At 68.1% G+C, this 17,490-nt stretch carries 22 protein-coding genes and 1 other RNA gene; 19 read left to right on the top strand and 4 right to left on the bottom strand.

Annotation, left to right across the window (positions count from 1 at the left end; genetic code table 11):
• The first annotated feature begins 46 nt into the window (after positions 1 to 46).
• The 6 genes from ASE63_RS28250 (at position 47) to ASE63_RS04880 (ending at position 3,390) form a co-directional block, all read left to right on the top strand.
• Positions 47 to 421 (top strand): DUF4164 domain-containing protein, encoded by a 375-nt coding sequence (locus ASE63_RS28250; protein WP_348271342.1) that lies wholly within the window; start codon positions 47 to 49, stop codon positions 419 to 421.
• Positions 422 to 433: 12 nt separating this feature from the next.
• Positions 434 to 802, top strand: a complete 369-nt coding sequence (locus ASE63_RS04895; protein WP_056797398.1) for a cell division protein ZapA — start codon at positions 434 to 436, stop codon at positions 800 to 802.
• A 104-nt stretch (positions 803 to 906) separates the two neighbouring features.
• A non-coding RNA gene (gene ssrS / locus ASE63_RS26405) (6S RNA) lies at positions 907 to 1,064 on the top strand.
• Positions 1,065 to 1,071: 7 nt separating this feature from the next.
• On the top strand, positions 1,072 to 1,650 hold the full coding sequence (locus tag ASE63_RS04890; RefSeq protein WP_056797395.1) for a 5-formyltetrahydrofolate cyclo-ligase: 579 nt from the start codon (positions 1,072 to 1,074) through the stop codon (positions 1,648 to 1,650).
• A 54-nt stretch (positions 1,651 to 1,704) separates the two neighbouring features.
• Positions 1,705 to 2,532 carry a TIGR00282 family metallophosphoesterase gene (locus ASE63_RS04885; protein WP_056797392.1) on the top strand — a complete coding sequence of 276 codons (828 nt, stop codon included), beginning with the start codon at positions 1,705 to 1,707 and terminating at the stop codon, positions 2,530 to 2,532.
• Between the two features lie 111 nt (positions 2,533 to 2,643).
• Complete coding sequence (locus tag ASE63_RS04880) at positions 2,644 to 3,390, top strand: YebC/PmpR family DNA-binding transcriptional regulator (protein WP_056797390.1); 747 nt, start codon at positions 2,644 to 2,646, stop codon at positions 3,388 to 3,390.
• A gap of 107 nt (positions 3,391 to 3,497) precedes the next feature.
• Here the strand turns inward: ASE63_RS04880 and ASE63_RS04875 are convergent, their stop codons facing one another.
• Positions 3,498 to 4,277, bottom strand: coding sequence for a sulfite exporter TauE/SafE family protein (locus ASE63_RS04875; protein ID WP_056797387.1), 780 nt, complete (start codon positions 4,275 to 4,277; stop codon positions 3,498 to 3,500).
• 199 nt (positions 4,278 to 4,476) lie between these two features.
• On the opposite strand from ASE63_RS04875, the gene ruvC reads away from it, so the two are divergent.
• From ruvC to ruvB, 4 genes are all read left to right on the top strand, one after another.
• A complete protein-coding gene (gene ruvC / locus ASE63_RS04870; protein WP_056797384.1) occupies positions 4,477 to 4,989 on the top strand; it encodes a crossover junction endodeoxyribonuclease RuvC in 513 nt (170 codons plus the stop codon).
• A 157-nt stretch (positions 4,990 to 5,146) separates the two neighbouring features.
• A complete protein-coding gene (gene ruvA, locus ASE63_RS04865) occupies positions 5,147 to 5,764 on the top strand; it encodes a Holliday junction branch migration protein RuvA (protein WP_056797381.1) in 618 nt (205 codons plus the stop codon).
• Positions 5,761 to 6,246, top strand: a complete 486-nt coding sequence (locus ASE63_RS04860) for a GNAT family N-acetyltransferase (RefSeq protein WP_056797379.1) — start codon at positions 5,761 to 5,763, stop codon at positions 6,244 to 6,246. The genes ruvA and ASE63_RS04860 overlap by 4 nt, the downstream gene beginning before the upstream one ends.
• Positions 6,243 to 7,289, top strand: a complete 1,047-nt coding sequence (gene ruvB, locus ASE63_RS04855) for a Holliday junction branch migration DNA helicase RuvB (protein WP_056797376.1) — start codon at positions 6,243 to 6,245, stop codon at positions 7,287 to 7,289. The genes ASE63_RS04860 and ruvB overlap by 4 nt, the downstream gene beginning before the upstream one ends.
• A gap of 18 nt (positions 7,290 to 7,307) precedes the next feature.
• Here ruvB and ASE63_RS04850 read toward each other — a convergent pair whose 3' ends face one another.
• Both ASE63_RS04850 and ASE63_RS04845 read right to left on the bottom strand, forming a co-directional pair.
• A complete protein-coding gene (locus ASE63_RS04850; RefSeq protein WP_244491277.1) occupies positions 7,308 to 7,817 on the bottom strand; it encodes a hypothetical protein in 510 nt (169 codons plus the stop codon).
• An 86-nt stretch (positions 7,818 to 7,903) separates the two neighbouring features.
• Complete coding sequence (locus tag ASE63_RS04845; RefSeq protein WP_200962525.1) at positions 7,904 to 8,593, bottom strand: extensin family protein; 690 nt, start codon at positions 8,591 to 8,593, stop codon at positions 7,904 to 7,906.
• Between the two features lie 103 nt (positions 8,594 to 8,696).
• Between ASE63_RS04845 and ybgC the strand changes: the two genes are divergently transcribed.
• From ybgC to tolB, 8 genes are all read left to right on the top strand, one after another.
• Entirely contained in the window at positions 8,697 to 9,101 is a 405-nt protein-coding gene (gene ybgC, locus ASE63_RS04840; RefSeq protein WP_056797374.1) for a tol-pal system-associated acyl-CoA thioesterase, read from the top strand.
• Between the two features lie 55 nt (positions 9,102 to 9,156).
• Positions 9,157 to 9,804 (top strand): TetR/AcrR family transcriptional regulator, encoded by a 648-nt coding sequence (locus ASE63_RS04835; protein ID WP_056797371.1) that lies wholly within the window; start codon positions 9,157 to 9,159, stop codon positions 9,802 to 9,804.
• 177 nt (positions 9,805 to 9,981) lie between these two features.
• Positions 9,982 to 10,566, top strand: a complete 585-nt coding sequence (locus ASE63_RS04830) for a biotin transporter BioY (RefSeq protein WP_056797368.1) — start codon at positions 9,982 to 9,984, stop codon at positions 10,564 to 10,566.
• Between the two features lie 177 nt (positions 10,567 to 10,743).
• Complete coding sequence (locus tag ASE63_RS04825; protein ID WP_056797365.1) at positions 10,744 to 11,181, top strand: DUF2852 domain-containing protein; 438 nt, start codon at positions 10,744 to 10,746, stop codon at positions 11,179 to 11,181.
• A gap of 326 nt (positions 11,182 to 11,507) precedes the next feature.
• Positions 11,508 to 12,218 carry a protein TolQ gene (gene tolQ / locus ASE63_RS04820; protein ID WP_056797701.1) on the top strand — a complete coding sequence of 237 codons (711 nt, stop codon included), beginning with the start codon at positions 11,508 to 11,510 and terminating at the stop codon, positions 12,216 to 12,218.
• Between the two features lie 12 nt (positions 12,219 to 12,230).
• The gene (locus ASE63_RS04815; RefSeq protein ID WP_056797362.1) at positions 12,231 to 12,680 is read left to right on the top strand and encodes a biopolymer transporter ExbD; all 450 of its coding nucleotides are present in this window, start codon (positions 12,231 to 12,233) and stop codon (positions 12,678 to 12,680) included.
• 28 nt (positions 12,681 to 12,708) lie between these two features.
• Entirely contained in the window at positions 12,709 to 13,905 is a 1,197-nt protein-coding gene (gene tolA, locus ASE63_RS04810) for a cell envelope integrity protein TolA (RefSeq protein ID WP_056797360.1), read from the top strand.
• An 80-nt stretch (positions 13,906 to 13,985) separates the two neighbouring features.
• Positions 13,986 to 15,248, top strand: coding sequence for a Tol-Pal system beta propeller repeat protein TolB (tolB, locus tag ASE63_RS04805; protein WP_244491288.1), 1,263 nt, complete (start codon positions 13,986 to 13,988; stop codon positions 15,246 to 15,248).
• Positions 15,249 to 15,252: 4 nt separating this feature from the next.
• Here the strand turns inward: tolB and ASE63_RS04800 are convergent, their stop codons facing one another.
• Positions 15,253 to 15,876 carry an FMN-binding negative transcriptional regulator gene (locus ASE63_RS04800; RefSeq protein WP_056797357.1) on the bottom strand — a complete coding sequence of 208 codons (624 nt, stop codon included), beginning with the start codon at positions 15,874 to 15,876 and terminating at the stop codon, positions 15,253 to 15,255.
• Positions 15,877 to 15,951: 75 nt separating this feature from the next.
• On the opposite strand from ASE63_RS04800, the gene ASE63_RS04795 reads away from it, so the two are divergent.
• Positions 15,952 to 17,370 carry a PLP-dependent aminotransferase family protein gene (locus ASE63_RS04795; protein WP_056797696.1) on the top strand — a complete coding sequence of 473 codons (1,419 nt, stop codon included), beginning with the start codon at positions 15,952 to 15,954 and terminating at the stop codon, positions 17,368 to 17,370.
• Positions 17,371 to 17,490 lie beyond the last annotated feature (120 nt).

Raw genomic sequence — 17,490 nt, 5'->3', positions numbered from 1 at the left:
GGATTCGAATCGTGTAAGCCGGCTTCGATCTGAAGGGAGAGAAACGGTGGCGAGTCTGATGCTGGAGAATGCCCTGACGCGCCTCGACGGTGCGCTGGCGCAACTCGAGGCCGCAGCGCGGCGGCGTGTCGAAGCCGAGCGCGGGCGGGCCAATCTGGAGACGGAACTGGCGCTGATGCAGGATGACCGGGCTCGGCTGGCAGCCGAACTCGACGGTGCGACCGCACGCCTCGGCGATGTCGAGACTGCGGCCGCCGATGTCGACCAGCGCCTGCAGCGCGCGATGAACGTCATCGGCGCGGTGATCGAACGCGCGCAGGCCGATGCCGATCCACAGGAATCCGACGATGCCGGGCCGGAGGATCACGAACTCGCCTATCCGGAGCCGGCTGAGGCCGGCACCGGCCAGCGTGAGCATTGAGCGGAGAAGGCCATGCCGCAGGTCAACGTCACCATTTCCGGAAAAGCTTACCGCATGGCCTGCGGAGAGGGCGAGGAGCCGCATCTGGAGGGACTTGCCCGGCTCTATGACGGCAAGATCCAGGAGATGCGCCAGGCCTTCGGTGAAATCGGCGATATGCGTCTTCACGTCATGGCGGCGCTGATGGTCGCCGACGAGGCCTCCGAGCTGCAGCGCCGCGTCGCGAAGCTGGAAGCCGACCTCGCTTTGCTCCAGGGCGATGCCGGCAGCGCCGACCGGCGCCTCGGTGAGGTCGAGGACAGGGCGGCCGAGGCGCTGGTGGCGGCCGCCGAACGGATCGAGGGCGTCGCACGCAGCCTGATTCCGACCGCGGCAGGTTGAGGCAACGGCCCAACAGGCGGGGCGCGCTCTCGCGAAAGCCACTGCAGGGTCGAAGCGCGAATCGGGCTCTGGCGCTTTGCCGACGGATTCCCTAAATAGGTCAGGCTGGGCTGCCTGGTGCGTGCGAGGAACTGTATTCCCGGGCCCATACGACTCCCTAGGGAGCTGTCCCTGACCGGGTCCCTGGACCCGGACACACGGCGCCCACCTACTTTAGTAGGTGTCCCGGGATCGAAATCTCCACGGCCGAGGTGGCTCAGCACCCTTCCATGACCGACGCATCCTCCGCCCTCAGCGCTTCCCAACGCAAAGCCGCCCTCCGCGCGGCCGCGCTGGCGCGTCGTGACGCGCTCGAGATCGACGACCGGCTCGAATGGGACGCGCTGATCGCGGAAGCGACGCTGGCTATGCCGGTGTTCGGGCAGGGCCCGGTTTCGGCCTATTGGCCAATGCGTTCGGAGGCCGATCCGCGGCCGATCCTTGAAAGCCTGCATGAGCGTGGCCTGTCGCTCTGCCTGCCGGCGATCGTCGATCGGCGCATGCTGTTCAGACGCTGGGCGCCATATGAGCCGATCGTGCCGGGCGGTTTCGGGACACTGGTTCCCGATCCGGCGCAGCCCGAGGTCGCGCCGCGCATCCTGCTGGTACCGCTCGCGGCCTTCGACCGGCACGGCTTCCGCATCGGCTATGGCAAAGGCTATTACGACAGCGCGCTGGCTGCACTCGACGGCGCGATCAGCATCGGCATCGGCTATGCCGCTCAGGAGATCGAGTCCGTGCCGGACGAACCGCATGACCGGCGCCTCGACTGGATCGTGACCGAGCGCGAAACCATCCGTTGCGGTTGATTCCCGGACGCATTCGCGCCACGGAGAGGCTTTGCCGCCTCCGAAAGTTCTCCCATGCGTTTCCTCTTCCTCGGTGATGTCGTCGGCCGCCCCGGGCGGATCGCGGTGCAGGAGCGCCTGCCCGAATTGCGCCGGGCCTGGTCGCTGGATTGCGTCGTCATCAATGGTGAGAACGCAGCGGGCGGCTTCGGCATCACCGAGGCGATCTGCGACGAGTTCCTGGCGGCCGGCGCCGATGCGGTCACGCTCGGCAACCATTCCTGGGACCAGCGCGAGGCACTCGTCTTCATCGAGCGGCAGGACCGGCTGGTGCGGCCGGCCAATTATCCGAAGGGCACGCCCGGGCGCGGCGCGACCGTGATCGAGGCCCGCAACGGCGCGCGCGTGCTCGTCGTCAACGCGCTGGGGCGGCTGTTCATGGATGCGCTCGACGACCCGTTCCAGGCGCTCGAACGTGAATTGTCGGCCTGCCCGCTGGGCGAGGTTGCCGATGCGGTGATCGTCGATTTCCATGCCGAGGCGACCAGCGAGAAGCAGGCGGCCGGCTACTTCCTCGACGGGCGTGCCAGCCTCGTCGTCGGCACGCATACCCATGTGCCAACTTCCGACACCCGCATCCTGCCGGGCGGCACGGCCTACCAGTCCGATGCCGGCATGTGCGGCGACTACGATTCGGTGCTGGGCATGCACAAGGAGGAGCCGGTGCGGCGCTTCCTGCAGAAGACGCCGGGCGCGCGTCTCGAGCCGGCGACCGGGGAGGGCACACTGTCGGGCGTCGCGGTCGAGATCGACGATGCGACGGGGCTCGCCAAGGCGGTCTGGGCGGTGCGTGTCGGCCCGCATCTGAGCGAGTCGCTGCCGACGGCCTGGCTCGCGGGCTGAGCGGGCGGGCAGTTCGCGTCGGGCTTTACCCGTCTTGCACAGCAGCGGAAGCGGCGCCTATAAGGCCGGCTTCCGGAGATTTCGCCGCATCACCAAAGGCAAAGAGCACCCATGGCCGGTCATTCCCAGTTCAAGAACATCATGCACCGCAAGGGCAAGCAGGACGCGGTGCGCGCCAAGCTGTTCTCGAAGCTGGGCCGCGAAATCACCGTCGCCGCCAAGATGGGCATGCCCGATCCGAACATGAATCCGCGCCTGCGCATGGCCGTGCTGGCCGCGCGGGCCGAGAACATGCCCAAGGACAACATCCAGCGCGCCATCAACAAGGCGGCCGGCGGCGAAGGCGACAATTATGACGAGGTCCGCTACGAGGGCTACGGCCCGGGCGGGGCTGCCGTCATCGTCGAGGCGCTGACCGACAACCGCAACCGCACCGCGTCGGCCGTCCGCTCCTACTTCACCAAATCGGGCGGGGCGATGGGCGAGAGCAACTCGGTCTCGTTCATGTTCAACCGCGTCGGCGAGATCAGCTATCCGCCGGAGGCCGGCGATGCCGACAAGCTGATGGAAGCGGCGATCGAGGCCGGGGCCGACGACGTCATCTCGGACGAGAACGGCCACACCATCCTGTGCGCCTTCGATGCGCTGAACGAAGTCTCGAAGGCGCTGGAAGCGGCGCTCGGCGCACCGACCTCGGCCAAGCCGGTCTGGCGCCCGACCACGACCGCCCCGCTCGACGAGGAGAAGGCCGCCTCGATGATGCGGCTAATGGAGGCGCTCGACAACGACGACGACGTCCAGAACGTCTTCGCCAATTTCGAGATCGCCGACGAGGTGATGGCGAAGCTCAGCGCCTGAGGCGCTTTTCCGTCCTTGCGAGTGTCAGCGAAGCAATCCAGGGGCGGCAGCGCTCTACGCCTCCTGGATTACTTCGTCGCTTCGCTCCTCGCAATGACGGTTGAGGTTCACCGCCCGACGAAGCCGTCCCACAGTGGCAGGCTTACCAACGCGCTCGCGAAGATCACCGCATAGGCGATGCGGCGGAAGGTGGTCTCGCTGGCGAGGCGGAAGCCGTGCGTGCCGGCCCAGAGCGCCAGCCCATAGGCGGCGAAGAGCGGCAGCGCCATCATCAGCGCGGCCAGCGTCAGGATGCCCTTGTACCAGAGGATCGTGCCGCTGATCACGGTCGAGACTCCGAAGAAGGTCTGCATGTTGGCGCGCGTCTTGTGCCGGTCGTTGCGCTGGGCGCTGAGCCAGAACACGGCGAGCGGCATGCCGCCGATCGAGGCCATGCCGCTGAACAGGCCCGACAGCGCGCCGACCCCGAGCGAAAGCGGCATGCCGGGCCTTCCGTGATAGCGCCAGCCCGAGGCCATCAGGGCGACGGCAGTCAGGATCAGCCCGGCGAGAATCCAGCGCATCGTCTCGCGGTCGAGCCAGAGCAGCAGCCAGAGGCCGAGCGGCAGGGCCAGCGTCGCGGTTGCGAGCAGGGGCAGCACCTCGCGCCACTCGGCCTGCTTGGCGTTGCGGGCGGCGATCGGCAGCGCGAAGGGCAGGTCGATGAACCAGATCAGCGCCAGCGCCGCGACGGGGCCGAGCACGATCGAGGCCAGCGGCATGAATACCATGGCGAAGCCGAAGCCGGTGAAGCCGCGCACGAGGCCGCCGAGAATGGTCGCAGCCAGCAGGACGCCGAAACCGCCGGGCGAGACGCCGGGAATCAGGGAGGCGAGGAGATCGGGCATCGGCGGCAATCGACCGTGGGAGGCAACGCAGGTGGGACGCGACGTCGTCATCGCACCAACAGCCTGCCGCGGGCGGCGGCAACCCCCGTCCTTGTGATACGACCGATGCGTTGCGCTCATCGATCGCCGCCGGAATTGAAGGGGATCGTTAGGGAGCTGCATGGAACAAAGCGTGTCCAAGGTTTAGGCTGTGCCCGACATGACAGTTCCGATTCGCATCCTCGGCATCGACCCCGGCCTCCGGAAGACGGGCTGGGGCGTCGTCGTCTCGGAAGGCAGCAAGCTAGGCTTCGTCGGCTGCGGCTGCGTCGAGAGCGAAGCGGGCCTGCCTCTGGCGGAGCGGCTGAGGCAATTGCATGAGGGGCTGACGCGGATCGTCGGGGCTTTCGAGCCCGACGAGGTCGCGGTCGAGGAGACGTTCGTCAACCGCGATCCGCAATCGGCGCTGAAGCTCGGCCAAGCGCGTGGCGTCGCGCTTGTGGTGCCGGCCATCGCCGGTTTGAGCGTCGCGGAATATGCCGCCAATCTCGTCAAGAAGACGGTGGTCGGCGTCGGCCATGCCGACAAGAAGCAGGTGCAGATGATGATCCGCGTGCTGCTGCCCAAGGCCGAGACGCGTTCCGCCGATGCGGCCGACGCGCTCGCGGTGGCGATCTGCCATGCCCAGCATCGCGGGATGCGCTCGCTGGCGGCGCAGATGCGCGCGGGGTGAACATGCCGGTCTCATCCCCGGGCCGTCATTCCGGACAAGCGGCGAAGGCGCGCCGCTCCGGAAACCATCGAAGAGCGCATTCCTCGGAAGAGGCGAACTCGACGATGGATTCCGGGCCTCCGCTCCGCTACGCCCGGAAAGACGGGGGAGTTGAACCATGATCGGCAAGCTCAAGGGGATCGTCGATTCCTATGGGGAGGATCACGTCATCCTCGACGTTCAGGGCGTCGGCTATGTCGTGCAGTGCTCGTCGCGGACGCTGCAGCGGCTGGCGAAGCCGGGCGAGGCGGCCGTGCTCTCGATCGAGACGCATGTGCGCGAGGATGCGATCCGGCTCTACGGCTTCATGTCCGACAATGAGCGCGACTGGTTCCGGCTGATGCAGAATGTCCAGGGCGTCGGCTCCAAGGTCGCGCTCGCGATCCTGTCGACGCTGGAGCCCGGCGCGCTTGCGACCGCGCTCGCCACCAACGACAAGGCGGCGGTGGCGCGGGCGCCCGGCGTCGGGCCCAAGCTGGCGCAGCGCATCTGTGCCGAGCTCAAGGACAAGGCGCCGGCCTTCGGCCATGTCGATCCGGCGCTGGCCACGCTGGCCGGGGCGCTGGAGGACAAGAAGCTGCCGCAGCCTGTCGCCGACGCGGTCTCGGCGCTGGCCAATCTCGGCTATCCCCAGGCGCAGGCGGTGGCCGCGGTGGCGGCAGCGGCGAGGGCGGCCGGGGAGGGCGCCGGCACGGCGCAGCTGATCAAGCTCGGCCTGAAGGAGCTGGCGAAGTGAGCGCCGCGGGCCTCAGCGTGCGGGCAGTCGAAGACAAGACAGAGTTCCTGGCCTTGATGCTGGCACATTGGGGCTCGCACAGCATGATGATCGACCTGACGGTCTATGACTGCGCGGAACTCGACCTGCTCGGCATCTTCGGCGAAGACGGTGCAGCCATGGCCTATGCGAGCTGGACGATGCGCGGCGCTGTCGGGCTGCTCTGCGCGCTGCACTCAGTCGCGCCGGGCCAAGGCGCCGCGATCTGCCTGCTGGAAGCGGTGCAGGCGGCGGCGCAGGAGCGCGGGGCGACGACACTGAAGGCGATGCTGACCAACGACAACATGCCGGGCCTGGCCTTCTATCAGAAATGCGGCTTCCGCTTTTCCCGGCTGCATGTCGAGGCGATCGACAATTTTCGCTCGGTGGTTCCGAGCATCGTGCGGACCGGCTACATGGGTATCCCGATCCATGACGCGATCGAGCTGGAGATCGCATTGTGAGCGAAACGCGCCGTCCCGGCCTCCTTTCCGCCGAGAAGCGCGATGACGACAGCGAGACCTCGCTGCGGCCGCTTTCGCTCGTCGATTTCACCGGCCAGGCGGCAGCGCGGGCGAATCTCCAGGTCTTCATCGAGGCTGCCAAAAGCCGTGGCGACGCGCTCGATCACGTCCTGTTCGTCGGCCCGCCGGGGCTCGGCAAGACGACGCTGGCGCAGATCGTCGCGCGCGAGCTCGGCGTCAGCTTCCGCTCGACCTCGGGGCCGGTGATCGCGAAGGCGGGCGATCTCGCCGCGCAGCTGACCAATCTCGAAGAGCGCGATGTGCTCTTCATCGACGAGATCCACCGGCTGAACCCGGCGGTGGAGGAAATCCTCTACCCGGCGATGGAAGACTACCAGCTCGACCTGATCATCGGTGAGGGGCCGGCGGCGCGCTCGGTCAAGATCGACCTGCCGAAATTCACCCTCGTCGGCGCCACCACCCGTGCCGGCCTGCTGACGACGCCGCTGCGTGACCGCTTCGGCATCCCGATCCGGCTGCAGTTCTACACGGTGGAGGAATTGCAGGGCATCGTCGCGCGTGGGGCACGGGTGCTCGGCGTGCCGATGTCCGACGACGGCGCGAACGAGATTGCAAAACGCTCCCGGGGGACCCCGCGTATTGCCGGACGCCTGCTGCGCCGGGTGCGCGACTTCGCCATCGTCGACGGCGATGCCATCGTCACCCGGAGCGTCGCCGACAAGGCGCTGAAGCTTCTCGATGTCGATCCGATCGGCCTCGACCAGATGGACCGGCGCTACCTGACGACGGTAGCCATCAATTTCGGCGGTGGGCCGGTGGGGATCGAGACCATCGCCGCTTCGCTCTCGGAGCCGCGCGACGCGATCGAGGAGATCATCGAGCCCTTCCTGCTGCAGCAGGGCTTCATCCAGCGCACGCCACGCGGCCGCATCCTGACGCCGCACGCCTTCCGCCATCTCGGCATGCCCGAACCGAGCCGCGAGACGGCGCAGTTCGGGCTGTTCGGGGACGGCGAGGAGTAAGGCGGCGCCGGTCAGCCGCTATTGCCGCGCAATCTTGCTGCGCATCAGGGCCGGCCGGGCGCCGGCATCGTTGAGCGCGCCGGATTTGGCAGCCTTCTTGTTGGGGACCGACTGCATACCCTCGCTGGCTGTCCGGCTCGCCGGGCGCTCGAGGGCGCGCTGGCGCTGCTTCAGCGCGAGGGCCTTGCGGGCGATGCTGCGCTGGCTCGGCGCCTTGGCCTTCTCGGCCCGGCGCGTCGTCTCGGCACCGACACGCTTGAGGGCGCTGGTCAGGGCATCGGCCTTGGCCTTGGTTCCGGTGTTGCCCTGCGCAGCTTCCGCCCCGCGCGGAGCCGCCTTGCCGCGCATCTCGCGGCGCTGTTGCCGGGCGATGCCACGGGCGCGGTCGCGCCGCTCGCGCAGTTTGGCTGCGAGGTCGCGCAAGGCGGCGTCGTCGGCGCCCTTCATCGCTTCGGTTGAGGCCGAGGCCACGAGATCATGCTCTTCCTTGCTGAGCAGGCGTGCGAGTGCCTTCGTCGATTGCGCCATTGTCGCGTCTCCTTCTTGGTTGGTCGTCGCGGGGGGAAACCGCTCGCCGCCGGCCAGGTTCCCGCGGCAAAAGCGCCGGGATCGTCTCAACGGCAGGCGCTAAAGGGGCCGTGGTCGAAGTGGAAGTGGTCGCGATGGGCGGCGTTGTAGTCGGGCCCGAGCACGGCCGCGAAGATTCCGCAGGCGCCGTCTCGAACGGCGCGCAGGAACGCCGCCTCCGGGCCGTTGCCGTTCCAGTCGTGCAGGACCGAGATGCGGCGTCCGCCGGCGAATACGAAGCCCGTGACGTCGACGGCATTGGCGGTCGCGTGCTGGCTCCAGCGCTGCGAGCCGGCGATGCGCCGGCAGACCTGCGTGCCGGCATGCTCGACCCGCGCCACCTCCCGCCCGAGATGGGCGCGCGCCGCCGGCTGCAAAACCTGACGCTCGAACAGGACCCAGCTTGCCGCGACACGGCAAGTCAGGGTGAGGCGATCGTTCAGTGCGCTCGCCGAGGCCGACAGTGCGACCGCGTCGATCAGCGGGCAATTCTCGGGCTCTGCACGATCGGGCAGAGGCTGATGCCCAATGCTGGCACGCTCGAGCACGGCGCGGCAGAGCGCTCCGTCGCGCTTCAGGCGGGCGAGCCGGACAGGGAACAGCCAGTCGGTCGGCGCATCGAGATCGAGCAGTGCCAACGGGTTCAGACGATACGGAACATCGATGCGCCCGGCGCCAACCAGCGCCGCCAGACCAAGACAGGCGAGCAGCAGCACCAGCGCAAGCTGGCGCAACATGATCGACATCGCCGAGCGGCGCGGTGGGCTGTCCGGCGATTTCATCAGGGATAGATAGGGATGTGCGCTGGCCGTGCCCCAGCCTTGAGGCTATTCGTCGCGCATGAGCAGAACCCATCGCCTCGACGTCCGCGTCTACTACGAGGACACCGATTTCTCCGGCGTCGTCTACCACGCCTCCTATCTGCGCTTCATGGAGCGCGGGCGCACCGAGCTGATCCGTGCGCTCGGCGTCGAGCAGCGCGAATTGTTCGACGGGGGGACGGCGCTGGGCTTCGCCGTCCGCAGCATGCAGATCGAGTTCCTGCGCCCCGCGGTCATGGACGACATGCTGACGGTCGAGACTCGTTCGGTCGCGGCACGCGGCGCGACGATGGATGTCGAGCAGCGGGTGCTGCGCGGCGAGGAGGTCTTGGTCACGGCGCAGGTGAAGGTCGCCTGCGTCGGCGGCGGGCGGGCGCGGCGCATTCCTGACGGCCTGCGGCTGCGCCTGGGCGTGCCGGATTGAGCGGCCGCGGCCGCAGCTGTCGACGGCTGCACGGCGCCATGTTAGCGCTCTTCACATGAGCTGGAAACGCGACAAGCCCGAGCAGCCGCCGCGCGGCTACCACCATGGCAACCTCAAGGAGGAGCTGGTGCGCGCGGCCATGGGGCTGATCGGCGAGAAGGGTCCCAACGGCTTCACCTTCGCCGAGGCTGCGCGGCTCGCCGGCGTCAGCCCGGCCGCGCCCTATCGGCATTTCCGCGACCGCGACGAGCTCCTGGCCGATGTCGCGACCCGAGGATTCATCGTCTTCGAGGCGGCGCTGGCGCAGGCCTGGGACCAGGGACGGCCCGATCCGGAAACGGCCTTCCATCGGCTGGGCCGGGCCTATCTCGCCTTCGCACATGACGAGCCGGCCTATTACTCGGCGATGTTCGAGGCCGGGGTGCCGCTCGATGCCAGCCCCGAGCTGCGTGCCGCGGCCGACCGCGCCTTCCAGGGCCTGCGCAACGCCTCCGAGGCGCTGATCGCGCTGCTGCCGCAGGGCAAGCGCCCGCCCGCATTGATGATGGCGCTGCATGTCTGGTCGATGTCGCATGGCGTCGCCGCGCTGTTCGGCCGGGCCGATGGCGGGCGGCGCCCCCTGCCGATGTCGGCGGCCGAACTGCTCGAGGCCGGCATGCTGATTTACCTGCAGGGGCTGGGCCTCGGGCGCGGGGCGGCGTGAGAGGCGTCGCTCCGGCTTGGCCTGTACGGCCGGGCGGCGATCGACGATAAGCCGCGAACGGGACCGCCTGAAACGCTCGCTGTTTCGTTGCGGCACCGGGCGTTTGATCTCGCATCGGCTTTTTCCGAGAACCGCATGCCACTTTTCGGGCCGATGCTTTAGCGGAGACAGGACATCATGATCGATACTTCGGCAGCAGCTAAAGGGGCCGCGAGCCCGCCCGCTTCACGCGTGATTCCGCTATGGGAGCGTTCCCTGTCCTGGCAGATCGGCGCGGTGATCCTCGGCACGCTGTTCCTGGCGGCCTCATCCTACGTCACGGTCCCGATGCTGCCGGTGCCGATGACGATGCAGACCTTCGCCGTCACCCTGGTCGGGGCGCTCATGGGCTGGCGTCTCGGCGGCCTGACCATCCTCGCCTGGCTCGCGGAGGGCGCGCTCGGATTGCCGGTGCTCTCCAACGGCGCATCGGGGCTGAAGCATTTCATGGGGCCGACCGGCGGCTATCTGCTCGCCTTCCCCATCGCCGGCATGCTCGTCGGCTGGCTGGCGCAGCGCGGTTGGAACGGGCGCCGCGTCGGGCTGGCCTTCGCAGCGATGGTGCTCGGCAATGCGACCTGCCTCCTCATCGGCGCGGCATGGCTTTCGACGCTGGTGGGGTTCGAGAAGGCCTTGATGGTCGGCGTCGTGCCCTTCCTGGCGGGCGCGGTGGTCAAATCGGCACTGGGCGCGGCGACGCTCCGGGCCCTGGCCAGGGGTTAGCCTCCGGACGACCTCCGGAAACGGTGATCGATTCCGGTACGCAGGCCCGGTGCGCTACGGCGCGCCGGGCCAACTTTCCTTCTTCCGTCTTGCCTGCTTCCATCTTGACAAGCCGAGTCCTGTCTCCCATTTATGTAAATGTGATTTACATTCACGTTCTGTCACGGTGAGGGAACAATGCCGATCGTCGCGAAGCTCGATGAGTATGGAAAGGGAGCCTGGATCGCCTTCGTGGTTCTCGGCTTCATCGTCTGGTGGCCGCTGGGTCTCGCGACCCTGGCCTTTCTTTATGGGAGTGGACGCATGGGTTGTGGATTTGGTGCCGGTCGCTACGAGCACAAGATGAGCCGCCTTCAGGACAAGATGGAACGCCTGCGGGAGCGCATGGGCGGCCAGCGCGGCGGTGGGTTCGGCGGCTGGGGGCAGGGCCCTTCGAGCGGCAACCGCGCCTTCGACGAGTACCGCGCCGAGACGCTGCGCCGCCTCGAGGACGAGCAGCGCGAGTTCCACGACTTTCTCGGTCGCCTGCGCATGGCCCGAGACAAGGCTGAGTTCGACCAGTTCATGGCCGATCGCCGCAGTGACGGGCCAGAGCCCCAGGCCAACGCCGGCTGACGTCCCAGCTCGGTATTCCGACATCGCAGCGCCCGCTCCCGGCACTCCGGGGGCGGGCGTTTTCGCATGGCGAGGTGAGCCAAAGAGTCGCGGCTTCGGCGGCGTATACCCGGCATTAACCTTGCCGGAGGCTTAACTCGATGACGAGTATGCGTTTCGCAGGAAACCCCGTTTCGGCCCATCTTTCGCCGGATTCAAAGGCGATTGACGGATACGGCATTCCCCGGATCGCGGATCGGGCGGCGTCGCGGGGCACCCGTGGCGCTTGTGGCGGGGCGTCGGCCAGAAGACCGATGCCGCGGGTCGCCAGGCAGAAGGATGACAGGATGAACCCCGCCGAGGTCGCGCAGGTTGCGCCGCAGATCGACATGTCGTTCTGGAGCCTGTTCTGGCACGCCCATATCGTCGTCAAGCTCGTCATGCTGGGCCTGATCGGCGCGTCGGTCTGGTGCTGGTCGATCATCATCGACAAGACGCTGCTCTATCGCCGCACCCGCAAGGAGATGGACGCCTTCGAGGAGGTGTTCTGGTCGGGCCGCTCGCTCGAAGAACTCTATCGCGAACTCGCCGCCAAGCCGGTCTCCGACATGTCCGCCGTCTTCGTCGCGGCGATGCGCGAGTGGAAGCGTTCCTTCGAGAATGGCGGGCGCTCCGTCGCAAGCCTGTCGCAGCGCATCGACAAGGTGCTCGACGTCACGATCCAGCGCGAGACCGAGCGGCTGGAATCCAAGCTTCTGGTGCTGTCGACGATCGCGTCGGCTGCGCCCTTCATCGGCCTGTTCGGCACGGTCTGGGGCATCATGAACTCCTTCACCGCCATTGCCGTCTCCAAGAACTCCTCGCTCGCCGTGGTGGCGCCCGGCATCGCCGAGGCGCTCTTCGCCACCGCGATCGGCCTGTTCGCCGCGATCCCGGCGCTGATGGCCTACAACAAGCTCCAGGCCGAGGTCGCCAAGGCCTCGAGCCGGCTGGAAGCCTTCGCCGACGAGTTCTCCGCGATCCTGTCGCGGCAGATCGATGAACGGCTGGCGGCTTGAGGGGGCGCTGAGATGGGCATGTCCGCAGCATCCGGCGCCAGGGCCGGGGGCCGGCGCGGCCGGCGCGGCCGGCGCCACGGCGCCATCGCCGAGATCAACATGACGCCGTTCATCGACGTGATGCTGGTGCTTTTGATCATCTTCATGGTCGCGGCGCCGCTGATCGCGACCGGCGTGCCGCTCGACCTGCCGCAGACCGGCGCCAAGCCGATCAATGTCGACCAGAGGCCGATCACCATCGCGATCGACGGCAAGGGCCAGATCTTCCTGCAGGACCAGCCGACGCTCGAGCCGGATCTGGTGACCAGACTGCACGGACTGGCGACGCAGGGTTTCGACGAGCGCATCTATGTGCGCGGCGACCGCATGGTCGATTACGGGCGGGTGGCGTCGGTGATGTCGACGATCACATCCGCCGGCTTCAAGCGGGTCGCGCTCGTCACCGAGCCGGCGACGCGTTGAGGCTGATGGAAGCGAGGGCTCGACGGCTGTGAAGCTCACGACCTCCGAACCGGGCATGGTGGTGTCGGCGCTCGGCCACGCGACGTTCCTCGTCGCGGGGCTGCTGGCGTTTTCGTCGCCGTCGCCGCTGCCGGAGAACGAGGAGGCGATCGCGGTCGAGATGGTCGATGCGAGCGCGCTGAATCAGGTCACCCGCGGCGAGCGCAGCGCCGAAAAGGTTGAGGAACAGCCGACACCGCGCGCCGAGCGTCAGGCCGAGGCCGTCGAGCGCAAGGAGGAGGGCACGGACAAGCAGGACGCGCCCGCCCCGCCGACCCGCCCAGCCGAGCTGAAGACCTCCGACGACAACGCCTCCGCACCGCTGCCGCCCTCACGCGCCGCCAACCTGCCGAAGCTGGTGGAGAAGCCGCCGGAGCCGGTGAGGCAGCCCGAGAAGGCAGGCCCCAGCGCCGCCGAGATCGCAGAGCAGAAGCGCGAGGAACTGGCCAAGCTCGCCGAGGAGGCGGAGCTCGCTTCCAACGCCAGGCAGGCTGAGGAAGCGGCCAAGGCCGCCGCCAAGGCGAAGTCGGAAGCCGAAGCCAAGGCGCGCGCCGAGGCGCAGGCCAAGGCCAAGGCGGAAGCGCTGGCCAAGGCCGAGGCCGAAGAGGCCGCGAAGGAAAAGGCCGAGGCCGCCGCCAAGGCGAAGGCGGAAGCCGAGGCCAAGGCCAAGATCGCCGCCGCGGCGAAGGCCAAGCAGGAAGCCGAGGCCAAGGCGAAACGCGAGGCCGAAATCGCGAAGAACTTCAATGCGAGCGACATCGCCAAGCTGCTCCAGTCCAAGGAGAAGGCGCAGTCCAGCGGGGCAGCGGCGCCGCAGTTGAACCGCACGGCTTCGCTCGGAACCGAACGCGGCGCCTCGCAGAAGCTGAGCCCTTCGCTGCGCGGCCAGCTCATCGGCATCATCCAGGATCAGCTGATGAAATGCTGGAACGTGCCGATCGCGCTCGCCAACTCGCGGGCCAACGTCGTGCCGCAGGTCCGGATGAAGCTGAACACCGACGGCTCGCTCATCGGCCAGCCGGGCGTGGTCAACTCTTCATCCGATCCGCTCTTCTCGGTGGCCGCCAATTCCGCCCTGACCGCGACCCGCCGCTGCGCGCCCCTGCGCATTCCGGCGCAGTTCGCCGCCTATTATGACGACTGGCGCGATGTCGTCGTCAATTTCGACGCAAGGGACGTGCTGTGACCCTGATCGACCGTAATCCTCTTCCGATCCTGTCGGCTGCGCCGACGCGCCGGAGGCTCCTCGCACTTGCCGGCGCGTCGCTGCTCGTGCCGGCCGCGGCGCGCGCCGAGCTCGTCATCGATCTGCGCGGCGGCACCTTCCAGCCGCTGCCGATCGCCATCGCCGATTTCGCCGGCGAAGGCGGGGTGCTGGTGTCCGGCGTCGTCACCAACAACCTCAAGCGCTGCGGCTATTTCGCCCCGATCGACAAGAGCCGCCATCCCGAGCGCAACCCGCCCTTCGATGCCGCGCCCGATTTCGGTTCGTGGAAGGCCGTGGGCGTGCAGGCGCTGGTGACCGGCCGCGTCTCCCGCGACGGCTCGGGCCGGATCAAGGCTGAGTTCCGGCTCTGGGACGTGACAACCGGCACGCAGACCGACGGCCAGCAATACTTCACCGACCCGAACAATGCGCGCCGTGTCGGCCACATCATCTCGGACGCGATCTTCACCAAGATCACCGGCGTCGGCGGCTTCTTCGATACGCGCGTGGTCTTCGTCGACGAATCCGGGCCGAAGGAGAATCGGCGCAAGCGGCTCGCTATCATGGACCAGGACGGCGCCAATGTGCGCTTCCTGACGGACGGCACGATCTCCGTGGTGACGCCGCGCTATTCGCCGGTGTCGCAGGAGGTTACCTACATGTCGCAGCGGCATGGCGAGCAGCCGCGCGTGCATGTGCTGAACATCGAAACCGGGCAGCGCCAGATCGTCGGCAATTTCCCCGACATGACCTCAAGCCCGCGCTTCTCGCCCAACGGCGCGCGGATCGCGCTCAGCCTGCAGCAGGGCGGCAACGCCAATCTCTATGCGATCGACATCGGCTCGCGCACGACGATGCGGCTGACCTCGACGGGCGCGATCGACACCTCGCCGTCCTATTCTCCGGATGGCACGCAGATCGTGTTCGAGAGCGACCGCGGCGGTTCGCAGCAACTCTATCTGATGGGCGCCGGCGGCGGCGAGGGCAAGCGCCTCTCCTTCGGCCAGGGCTCCTATTCGCAGCCGACCTGGTCGCCCCGCGGCGACCTGATCGCCTTCACAAAGCGCGGCTCGGGCGGCTTCGCCATCGGCGTGATGCGGCCGGACGGTTCGGGCGAGCGCCTCCTCACCGAGGGTTTTCACAACGAGGCGCCGAACTGGGCGCCGAACGGTCAGTACATCATGTTCTTCCGCGATCCCGGCGGACAGTCAGGCGGCAAGCTCTACATGGTCGACATCACCGGCCGCGTCGAAGTGCCGGTGCAGACGCCGGCCTTCGCCTCCGATCCGACCTGGTCGCCGCTGCTCACCGCGGCGCGCTGATCGCTCAGGCCGGGACGAGCGTCGCAACATGCCGGTCGCTCGGGCGCTCGCTGGTTGAGAGGCCTTCGATCACCCCTGCGCGATCGGCCGGACTCCGGTTCTGGCTCATCTTGCGCTTGCCCTCGAGCTTCGCGATCGGCATCCGCAACCCGACGATGCCGCGCAACTGAGCCTTGATGAAGTCCGCCGGCGCGTCGGCAACCGTCCAGGGCCTGGGATGCTCAGCCTCGTGCAGCGCCGTCAGGCGTGTCACAACCTCCAGCAGCCGTGCCGGGTCATCGAAGAACTCGACCGGGCCGGAGGCGTGGACCGCGACATAGTTCCAGGTCGGCACGACCTTTCCGGTCTCCTGTTTCACGGCATACCAGCTCGGTGTGACATAGGCGTCCGGGCCCATGAAGATCGCGAGCCCGTCGCCGAGCGCGGGAATGCGCCATTGCGGATTGGCCCGCGCGAGATGGCCGTAGAGCGTGCCATAGGGCCCCTCGTTCTCGTCGATGTAGAGTGGTAGCGGCGTTGCCATCGGCCCTTCCGCCGTGGCGGTGACGAGGTTTGACAGCCGCGAGGCGCGGATCGTCGCCAGCAGGCTGGGGCGATCCTCGTCGCGAAAGGCTGGTGGGGTGTACATGGCGGAGCTCCTTGCGTTGGCGGCACCATGGCGACAAACTGGACTTTCGAGAATATCCAGTTTCGCAGGTTTTTCGTGGTCCAGTCTGAGAGCCCCGGCGTCGCACGCCGCATCGTGGCGGCGATCAAGCGACAGATCGCCGACGGTACCTACCGCCCCGGCGAGAGGCTGCCTTCGTCCAGGAGTTTTGCCACGGAGTGGGGCGCGTCGCGCACCACCGTCAGCGCAGCCTATGGCCAACTCGTCGCCGAGGGCTATCTGACCGTCAGGGTGGGTGCGCGCCCGGTGGTTGCGGCCGGGCTCGGTGCGCAGCCGGCGCCGAAGGAGCGTCCGGCCGCCGTGCCGCGACGCCTGTCGGAGTTTGCGCGGAGGGTGGCAGCCTTTCCACCGCCGGCCGAACGAGAGCCGTTCCGCATTGCCGATCTTCGCTATGGCGACCTGTCGGGGGCGGATTTTCCCGCGCTCGCCTGGCGCCGCGCGCTCAACAAGGTCAGCATCCGCCGCCCGGACAGGCTTCGTTACGGCGACCCCGCAGGCACGCCCGAGCTTCGGGCCGAATTGCAGGGCTATCTCTGGCGGGCGCGTGGCATCGCCTGCTCGGCCGGGCAGATCGTGGTCGTCAACGGTTCGCAGCAGGGGCTCGACCTCTGTGCGCGGCTCCTGCTCAACCCGGGCGATCGCTTCGTCATGGAGAACCCCGGCTATGTGCTGGCGCGCCATGCGTTCGAGGCTTCGGGCGGCGTCGCGGTTCCCGTGCCGGTCGACGAGGAGGGGGTGAGGACCCAGGCGCTGCCTGCGGCGCGCCTGGCCTATGTCACGCCCTCGCACCAGTTCCCGCTCGGCGGGGTGCTCTCGGCGGGGCGCAGGAAGGCGCTGATCGGCTGGGCGGCAGCGGAAGGCGCTTTGGTGGTCGAGGACGACTATGATGGCGAGTACCGCCATGGCGTCGCGCCGATCCCGCCGTTGCAGGCCGATGCTCCCGAACTTGTGATCTATGCCGGGACGCTGTCGAAGACGCTCTCGCCGACATTGCGGCTGGGCTATCTCGTCGTGCCCACCGATCTCGCGGCGCTGTTCGGCGAGGCGAAGCGCCTCATCGACCGCCATGCGCCCCAACTCGAGCAGGAGGCCCTGGCGGAACTCCTGGCGAGCGGCGCCTATGAGCGCCATGTCCGCAGCGTCCGACGCCGGAACGCCGAGCGGCGGGCAGCGATGCTTGCCGCTCTCGCCGAGACCTTCGGTGAGCGAATCGTCGTGACCGGCGCCGAGACCGGCCTGCATGTCGTCGCCTGGCTGAACGGCATCCCCAATGAGCGTGAAGCGGGCATCCAGGCCGCCGCGCGGCAGGCCGGGATCGGGCTCTATCCCGTCTCGCCGCTCTATGCGGCCGGGACGGTGCGGCCTGCTCAGGCGGGCTTCGTCATCGGCTACGCGGCGCTCGATGTTGTGCAGATCCGGGCCGGGGTGAAGGCGCTGGCCGAGGTGCTGCGCTGAGCATCTGTGCTCCTGGAGTGCCGCTGCGTCGTGGCAGGCGTGCCACAGCGCGGCGGCAAGCTTAAGCGGGCCAGATTTGGTTAACCATATGCCGCAATGCCGCCACTTCGCCTTGTTCTG

Origin of the sequence: Allobosea sp. Root381 (genome assembly GCF_001429395.1) — a bacterium.
In the GTDB taxonomy this organism is placed as follows: domain Bacteria; phylum Pseudomonadota; class Alphaproteobacteria; order Rhizobiales; family Beijerinckiaceae; genus Allobosea.
The sequence above is the reverse complement of the archived record's forward strand: the minus strand, read 5'-3'. Positions and strand labels throughout refer to the sequence as shown.

Coding starts and splice junctions, on each gene's coding strand:
- ASE63_RS04825 (WP_056797365.1), top strand. CDS start 10,744: ATGCCGATCGTCGCGAAGCTCGATGAGTATGGAAAGGGAGCCTGGATC.
- ybgC (WP_056797374.1), top strand. CDS start 8,697: ATGAGCAGAACCCATCGCCTCGACGTCCGCGTCTACTACGAGGACACC.
- ASE63_RS04895 (WP_056797398.1), top strand. CDS start 434: ATGCCGCAGGTCAACGTCACCATTTCCGGAAAAGCTTACCGCATGGCC.
- ASE63_RS04875 (WP_056797387.1), bottom strand. CDS start 4,277: ATGCCCGATCTCCTCGCCTCCCTGATTCCCGGCGTCTCGCCCGGCGGT.
- ASE63_RS04880 (WP_056797390.1), top strand. CDS start 2,644: ATGGCCGGTCATTCCCAGTTCAAGAACATCATGCACCGCAAGGGCAAG.
- ASE63_RS04845 (WP_200962525.1), bottom strand. CDS start 8,593: ATGTTGCGCCAGCTTGCGCTGGTGCTGCTGCTCGCCTGTCTTGGTCTG.
- ASE63_RS04800 (WP_056797357.1), bottom strand. CDS start 15,876: ATGTACACCCCACCAGCCTTTCGCGACGAGGATCGCCCCAGCCTGCTG.
- ASE63_RS04890 (WP_056797395.1), top strand. CDS start 1,072: ATGACCGACGCATCCTCCGCCCTCAGCGCTTCCCAACGCAAAGCCGCC.
- ASE63_RS04830 (WP_056797368.1), top strand. CDS start 9,982: ATGATCGATACTTCGGCAGCAGCTAAAGGGGCCGCGAGCCCGCCCGCT.
- ruvA (WP_056797381.1), top strand. CDS start 5,147: ATGATCGGCAAGCTCAAGGGGATCGTCGATTCCTATGGGGAGGATCAC.
- ASE63_RS04835 (WP_056797371.1), top strand. CDS start 9,157: ATGAGCTGGAAACGCGACAAGCCCGAGCAGCCGCCGCGCGGCTACCAC.
- ASE63_RS04885 (WP_056797392.1), top strand. CDS start 1,705: ATGCGTTTCCTCTTCCTCGGTGATGTCGTCGGCCGCCCCGGGCGGATC.
- ruvC (WP_056797384.1), top strand. CDS start 4,477: ATGACAGTTCCGATTCGCATCCTCGGCATCGACCCCGGCCTCCGGAAG.
- ASE63_RS04850 (WP_244491277.1), bottom strand. CDS start 7,817: ATGGCGCAATCGACGAAGGCACTCGCACGCCTGCTCAGCAAGGAAGAG.
- ASE63_RS04815 (WP_056797362.1), top strand. CDS start 12,231: ATGGGCATGTCCGCAGCATCCGGCGCCAGGGCCGGGGGCCGGCGCGGC.
- tolQ (WP_056797701.1), top strand. CDS start 11,508: ATGAACCCCGCCGAGGTCGCGCAGGTTGCGCCGCAGATCGACATGTCG.